General features: G+C 69.6%; 5 protein-coding genes. 1 reads left to right on the top strand and 4 read right to left on the bottom strand.

Annotation, left to right across the window (positions count from 1 at the left end; all coding sequences use genetic code 11):
• Nucleotides 1-37: 37 nt before the first annotated feature.
• The 4 genes from ABZ656_RS55550 to ABZ656_RS55535 all read right to left on the bottom strand — a co-directional run bounded on the left by ABZ656_RS55550 (nucleotide 38) and on the right by ABZ656_RS55535 (nucleotide 5,581).
• The gene (locus ABZ656_RS55550) at nucleotides 38-2,587 is read right to left on the bottom strand and encodes an ATP-binding protein (RefSeq protein WP_101400699.1); all 2,550 of its coding nucleotides are present in this window, start codon (nucleotides 2,585-2,587) and stop codon (nucleotides 38-40) included.
• A gap of 270 nt (nucleotides 2,588-2,857) precedes the next feature.
• Nucleotides 2,858-3,181 carry an STAS domain-containing protein gene (locus tag ABZ656_RS55545; RefSeq protein WP_030596935.1) on the bottom strand — a complete coding sequence of 108 codons (324 nt, stop codon included), beginning with the start codon at nucleotides 3,179-3,181 and terminating at the stop codon, nucleotides 2,858-2,860.
• Between the two features lie 208 nt (nucleotides 3,182-3,389).
• Nucleotides 3,390-4,238: a 3-hydroxyacyl-CoA dehydrogenase family protein gene (locus ABZ656_RS55540; RefSeq protein WP_054233213.1), complete on the bottom strand. Its 849-nt coding sequence runs from the start codon at nucleotides 4,236-4,238 to the stop codon at nucleotides 3,390-3,392.
• Nucleotides 4,239-4,366: 128 nt separating this feature from the next.
• Nucleotides 4,367-5,581, bottom strand: a complete 1,215-nt coding sequence (locus ABZ656_RS55535; RefSeq protein WP_360280022.1) for a transposase — start codon at nucleotides 5,579-5,581, stop codon at nucleotides 4,367-4,369.
• A gap of 190 nt (nucleotides 5,582-5,771) precedes the next feature.
• On the opposite strand from ABZ656_RS55535, the gene ABZ656_RS55530 reads away from it, so the two are divergent.
• Nucleotides 5,772-6,344 (top strand): cob(I)yrinic acid a,c-diamide adenosyltransferase, encoded by a 573-nt coding sequence (locus tag ABZ656_RS55530; RefSeq protein WP_101400698.1) that lies wholly within the window; start codon nucleotides 5,772-5,774, stop codon nucleotides 6,342-6,344.
• Nucleotides 6,345-6,431 lie beyond the last annotated feature (87 nt).

Below are 6,431 nucleotides of genomic sequence, written 5' to 3'. Positions count from 1 at the left end.
CCGATGTCGGACCCGGCCCTCACTTCTGTCGTGGTGCTCAGATCACCGAGCCGTTCGGTGACCCGGCGGCGCTGCTGCTCGCGGGCACGCTCGCCGCACTGCTCTGCGGAGCGCCGGCGGTGGTGCTCGCGGGGACGCTGGAGGCGGGGCCGCTGGCGGTGTCGGTGGTGGACGGCGTCGTCGTCGGGGTGGGTGTCGGGGTGGGTGTCGGAGTGGGTGTCGGAGTGTCCGAAGGCGTCTGGCTCGGCGTCTTGGACGGCGTCTGCGAGGGCGTCTTGGACGGCGTCTTCGACGGGGTCTTGGACGGCGACTTGGACGGGCTGCTGGAGGTCCCCTTCGTCCCACTCGGGCTGTCCGAAGGCTGCCGGCTCGTGCCCGTCGGCGGCGTCGGGTCGTCCGAGGTCCCGTACGTGCCGTCGGGGCCCGGATCCGTCGGCGTGGTCACCACGCCCGCGTCGCTGCCGCCCCCGCCGCCCTTCTTCGCCTTGTCGGCGCCGAGGCTGTCGTCCTGGCCGCCCTGGCTGGCCGAGGGGTTGACGCCGACCTTCTCGGACGGATTGTCGGTGTTGTTGTTCGAGGTCGCGCCGAGGGTCACCACGGTGCCGAGCACCGCGACGAGCAGCGCACCCGCGCCCGCGGCCACCAGGTTGCGCCGGGTGCCGGTCACCAGGCGGGTGCCCACGCCCACGCGCTTCGACGCCGGGCCCGGTTCGGCCCGGTTGGTGACCAGCGTCGAGGGCTCCCCGGCCGGGGCGGACAGCACGAACGCGGCCGGTACGCCGCCGGGCGGCGATGCCGACTCCTCGTGCCGCGCGTCGGGCACCTCCTCGCCCGCCGCCGTGCGCCCACCGGGCAGTACGACCCCGGAGCGGTCGGCGACCAGCGCGAGGGCCCTGCGGCCCGCGACGGTGCCACGCTTGTCGGCGAGGGCGCCGCGCAGGCCGATGGAGGACTCCAGCTCGGCACGGGCCCGGTCCAGCTGACCGCCACAGAGCGCGAGGATGCCCAACTCGTGGTGGAAGTAGGCCTGTTCGCCGACCTCGCCGGCGAGCCGGGAGGCCTCCGCGCCGGAGCGCAGCGCGCGCTCCCAGGCGTTCCAGTTCAGACCTGCGGCGAAGGCGGGCGCGGCCGTGCGGGCCAGCCGCACGGCGACGCTCTCGTCCTGCTCGTCGACCGCGGGCGTGGTGAGCGGGACCAGGACGGTGAGGGCGGCGAGCACGGCGTCCGCCTCGGCGCAGACCCGTTCCGGGGTGACCGAGGGGTGTCCGGCCCACCAGGTGTAGTGCTGCGCCGCGGTGCGGGCCTGCTCCTCCAGCACGTCGGCGTATCCGGCGGCCTCCAGCTGGGCCTGCACACCGGCGGCGAGCCGGTAGCGGGAGCCGACCGGGGAGACCAGCGCGCAGCCCGCCAGTTCGGCGAGCGCGGCATCGGCGTGGGTGTCGTCCACGAGGGCGGGCAGATGCGTCTGGTGCGGCACCTCGCCGCCGAGCGCGATGGCGAAGCGCAGGGTGGCACGGGCCGACCCGCTCAGACGGGAAGCGAGCAGCGCGGCGGGCGCGGCCCCCTCGGCGAGCGAGGGCAGCGGTACGTCATGATCGTCGGCGGCCTCGAAGGGCGCGTCGGCCGGCAGGTCGACCGGGGCGTCCTGGAAGACGCCGAAGTCGTCGAAGGCGTCCTCCTTGGCCTGCAACTGGTCGCGCTGTCGCAGCAGGGCGCCGGCCTGCATGAAGCGCAGCGGCAGGCCCTCGGACTCGAACCAGAGGTCGCCCGCCCAGTTCGCCTCCTCCTCGGTCAGCACGCGTCCGACGGTCCGCTCCAGGAGCTCGAGGCCGCCGCTGCGGTCGAGTCCGCCGAGGAAGACCTCTTCGAGGAGGGAGTCGGTGGAGGGCGCGGGGACGTCGGGGGTCGCGGCGATGACGAAGGCGCACTCGGGGGTGGCGTCGAGGAGTTCGTCGAGCGCGGTGCCGCCGATCTCCCCGTCGTCGAGGACGACGACCGCGCCGATCCCGTGGACGAGTTCGAGCAGTTCGTCCCGTTCGGGGCGGTACAGGGCAGCGTTGTAGACGGCGGCGAACAGGTCGTACAGCAGGTCGGTCGCCGTGCGCCGGTATCCCGAGAGGCGGACGACGCCGTCGGGGGCGAGGTCCGCGCAGTCGTCGGCGACGGCGTCGAGCAGGCTGGTGCGGCCGGAGCCGGCGGGGCCGGTGAGACGTACGGAACGCCCGCGCGCCAGCAGGCGGACCAGCCGCTCGCGCTCCTCCTGGCGCTCCAGGAGCGGCAGTCGGGGCTGGGCGGGACCCGGCGGTACGGGCGGCAGGGCGGCACGGGCCAGATCGGCACGCTCGGCGGCACTGAACTTCGTGGGCCGCTGCGGTCGCTCTCCCGGCGGGCAGGCCTCTATCTCACTGCCGTCGACGGGGTTGACCGTAAGCAGGAAGTCGCCCGAGACGAGTCGGACGGTACGGGCGAGTGCGGGTGTGTGCTGACCCAGGTCGGCGGTGAGCGCATCACGCGGCGGGCGCGAGCGAGGCGCCTGGCCGTCGTCGTCATGGCCGTACTCTTCGGGTCCCCGGTTGTTCGGGTCCATGTTCCAAGCCCCCCAAAAGCGTCGTGTGCGGATCTTGTCGCCGGGAGTCCGATGACAAGGACCCAGGCCCCTCCCGGCCTTGCTGCACACCGCGCTGTCGCTTCTGGTCCGGTGCCCGCTCGTAGGGTTTCGGGTGGCGGGCAGCCGAACCCTAAACCTTCGCACAGTATCTCCGACAGGCCGGGGTACCGCGCCGTCCGAGACGTCACAGTCTCGTGAGGATTGTGCGCGAGGTGCGTTTCGTACGCCGCTCAGGAGGCGTACGCCGGATCACACGCGGGGCAGTGACTCGACTCCGATGCCGCCCTCGATCGCGAGGATCCGGTGCAGCCGGGTGGCCACCAGCAGGCGCTGCATCTGTGGTGGTACGCGGCGCAGCACGAGCCGCCGGCCGCACCGCCCGGCCCTTCGGTGGGCCCCCATGATGACACCGAGGCCGGTGGCGTCCCAGGAGTCCAGCTCGGACAGGTCCAGCACCAGGTCGCCGACTCCGTCGTCGACGGCCGAGTGCAGGACCGTACGGGCGTCCGCCGCGCTGCGTACGTCGAGGCGGCCCCCGACGACCAGCTCGGCGTGGTCGCCCCTGATGTACATATGCGCTCCCCGAGAGTGCGTCTCGTACTCTGCGTCAGTCTCTCTGCGTCAGTTTCGGTCCGCAGTTTTGCGTGTGCACCGTCTGACTGGCTTGAGGCCGCAGAGGTTGCCGTCTGTAAGCGAACCGATACCGAATTCACCTCATGGGGTGACACCCCAGAGGCACGTGCGGTTTCCGTGACGGGTGATGCTGGATGACTCGCTTGATTCAGTGCTTGTAGAAGCCCTGCCCGCTCTTGCGCCCGATGTCACCGGCGTCAACCATCCGGCGCATCAGCTCCGGCGGGGCGAACTTCTCGTCCTGCGTCTCGGTGTAGATGTTGCCGGTGGCGTGCAGGAGGATGTCGACGCCCGTGAGGTCGGCCGTGGCGAGCGGGCCCATGGCGTGACCGAAGCCCAGTTTGCAGGCGAGGTCGATGTCCTCGGCGGTGGCCACGCCGGACTCGTACAGCTTGGTGGCCTCGACGACGAGCGCCGAGATGAGACGGGTCGTCACGAATCCGGCCACGTCACGATTGACGACGATGCAGGTCTTGCCGACGGACTCGGCGAACTCCCGTGCGGTGGCGAGGGTTTCGTCGCTCGTCTTGTAGCCGCGCACCAGTTCGCACAGCTGCATCATCGGTACGGGGGAGAAGAAGTGGACGCCGACGACCCGCTCCGGGCGCTCGGTGGCCGCGGCGATCTTCGTGATCGGGATGGCGGAGGTGTTCGAGGCGAGCACGGTGTCGTCCCGCACGATCTTGTCGAGCGCGCGGAAGATGTCGTGCTTGACCTCGAGCTTCTCGAAGACGGCCTCGACGACGATGTCCGCGTCCGCGGCGGCGTCGAGATCGGTGGTCGCGGTGATCCGGCCGAGCGCGGCATCGGCGTCGTGCGCCTCCAGCCTGCCCTTGCTCACGAACTTGTCGTACGAGGCCTTGATGCCGTCGATGCCGCGCGTGAGCGCCTCGTCGGTGACATCGCGCAGAACGACGTCCCAGCCCGCCTGCGCGGACACCTGGGCGATACCGGACCCCATGAGCCCGGCTCCGATGACGGCGAGCTTCCCTGCCACTGTGCGACTCCCTTGACGCGCTTTGTTGACGTCTGCCTCTACGACCGGACAGTAACAGCGCTCATAGGGACCTGTGTGACCGGTAATTGGCGATCCTCCTCACAGTCAAAGCCTGGAGGATTCCGACCTCAGGGGTTCGGAGCGCTACTTCCTTGCGGGTTCACGCTGGTTGGCGCTTCACGGACCGGCTGACGCCGAGGTCTCCACGCCCTGTGACCCGCATGCCCGCGGGCCAGTGTGTTCTTCGCACCTACAGTGTCAGCGTGCTCCTTGTGACCGCAGGCGGTGCACACGAACCTCGCTTGGCTCTTGCGATTGTCCGGATGCACATGCCCACAAACAGGGCACGTCGTCGACGTGTGAGCGGGGTTCACCGTGTGCACCATGGCGCCGGTACGTCGGGCACGGTTGCGAACCGCCAGCTCGAAGGAATGCCAGCCTTTGTCCAGGATGGAACGATTGAGTCCGGATTTCTGTCGAATCCTGGCACCGGGCTCCGCCACGGATCCCCTGGCAGTGGCGGTCATGCCCGTGATGTTGAGTCTCTCGAAGACCACGAGAGCGTTGCCGTCCACGACCTCACACGCTGCCTGGGCATGGAAGTCCTGACGGCGGTCGCGGACCCTCCTCATAATGACCCTCAACTTTGCCTGGCACGCTTTCCGCCGCTTGGACCCTTTCTGCGTGCGAGCAAGCTGTTGCTGAAGCCGCCGATACCTCTCGGCCTCACCAGGGGTGATGAAGCGACGGTCGAAGAACCGGCCATCGCTGGTGGCAGCCAGGGTGACAACGCCCCTGTCGACGCCGACCCGGCCACGCTCCAGCGACAGCGTGGGCCCGCTCGTACCGGTCTCCACCAGGAAGCTGATGTACCAGTAGTTGCCGTCACGGGACACTGTGGCCGATTTCGCCGAGCCACCCAGCGGACGCGACCAGCGGAAGGTCACCCATCCGAACTTCGGCAGACGTACGCGAGCTCGTTTGCGCCCTAGCCGCTCGACCGAGAAACGGTCCGGGGTGGGGAATCGGAACGAGGGTTGCCATCGCTGCTTGGACTTCCACCGCACACCGAACGCACCATGCGTGCGGCATGCCTTGTCCAGGTCCTGAAGGGTTTGCTGGAGAACCTGGGACGGCGCAGCCTTCAGCCACGACTGCTCGGCCTTGGCCTCAGCCATCTCGCGGGTCTGCTGCACATAGCCGACCCACGCACCTCGGCGTCGGTACTCGCGGCGCTGCTCGAGCCCGGTATTCCATACCGCCCGGCAGATATTGCCGAACTCCTCCGCCATCTCGACCTGCCCCGGCGTGAACACGAGGCGGTACTTCCTGCCCACCAGCACGGTTCACCACCTTCCGTTCCGAGCACAGCCACGACTCCACTCCGATTAACGCCATGCCCGATGCGGGGACACGGGTACGAAGGGAGAACATGCACACGGAATCGAACGCCTGAGAGCAACGGTGCAGAGACGCCGAAGCAGTGCTCAGTCACACGTCGGCTCCCCTCGCGAGACCGTCTAAATTGGCCCCATGGTCAATCTGACGCGCATCTACACCAGGACCGGCGACCAGGGCACCACCGCTCTCGGGGACATGAGCCGGGTCGCCAAGACCGATCCCCGGATCTCGGCCTACGCGGACGCCAACGAGGCGAACGCGGTGATCGGGACGGCGATCGCGCTGGGCGGCCTCGACGCGGAGATCGTCGCGGTCCTCACCCGGGTACAGAACGACCTCTTCGACGTCGGCGCGGATCTGTCGACCCCGGTGGCCGAGGACCCGAAGTTTCCGCCCCTGCGCGTCGAGCAGTTCTACATCGACAAGCTGGAGGCGGACTGCGACCGCTTCAACGACGAGCTGGAGAAGCTGCGCTCCTTCATCCTGCCCGGCGGCACGGCGGGCGCGGCCCTCCTCCACCAGGCCTGCACGGTCGTACGACGGGCCGAGCGCTCGACATGGGCGGCCCTGGAGGTGTACGCGGAGGTGATGAACCCGCTCACCGCGACCTACCTCAACCGCCTCTCCGACCTGCTGTTCATCCTGGCCCGCACCGCCAACAAGGAGACCGGGGACGTGCTGTGGGTGCCGGGGGGCGAGCGCTAGGTCCTGTCGTCAAATTCCCGTCGTCCGCCCGGAGGGCGGGCCCTGCGGCGTCAGGTGCGTGCTCTCGGCGTGCCGGGCACAGGCCCT

The sequence above is a fragment of the Streptomyces sp. NPDC007095 genome, from assembly GCF_040634475.1.
In the GTDB taxonomy this organism is placed as follows: Bacteria; Actinomycetota; Actinomycetes; order Streptomycetales; family Streptomycetaceae; genus Streptomyces.
Note: the sequence above shows the minus strand (reverse complement) of the source record. Positions and strands in the feature narration are given on the sequence as shown.

What these genes read in the sequence shown, in the direction of transcription:
- ABZ656_RS55550 (WP_101400699.1), bottom strand. Translation starts at nt 2,587, where the DNA reads ATGGACCCGAACAACCGGGGACCCGAAGAGTACGGCCATGACGACGAC.
- ABZ656_RS55530 (WP_101400698.1), top strand. Translation starts at nt 5,772, where the DNA reads ATGGTCAATCTGACGCGCATCTACACCAGGACCGGCGACCAGGGCACC.
- ABZ656_RS55545 (WP_030596935.1), bottom strand. Translation starts at nt 3,181, where the DNA reads ATGTACATCAGGGGCGACCACGCCGAGCTGGTCGTCGGGGGCCGCCTC.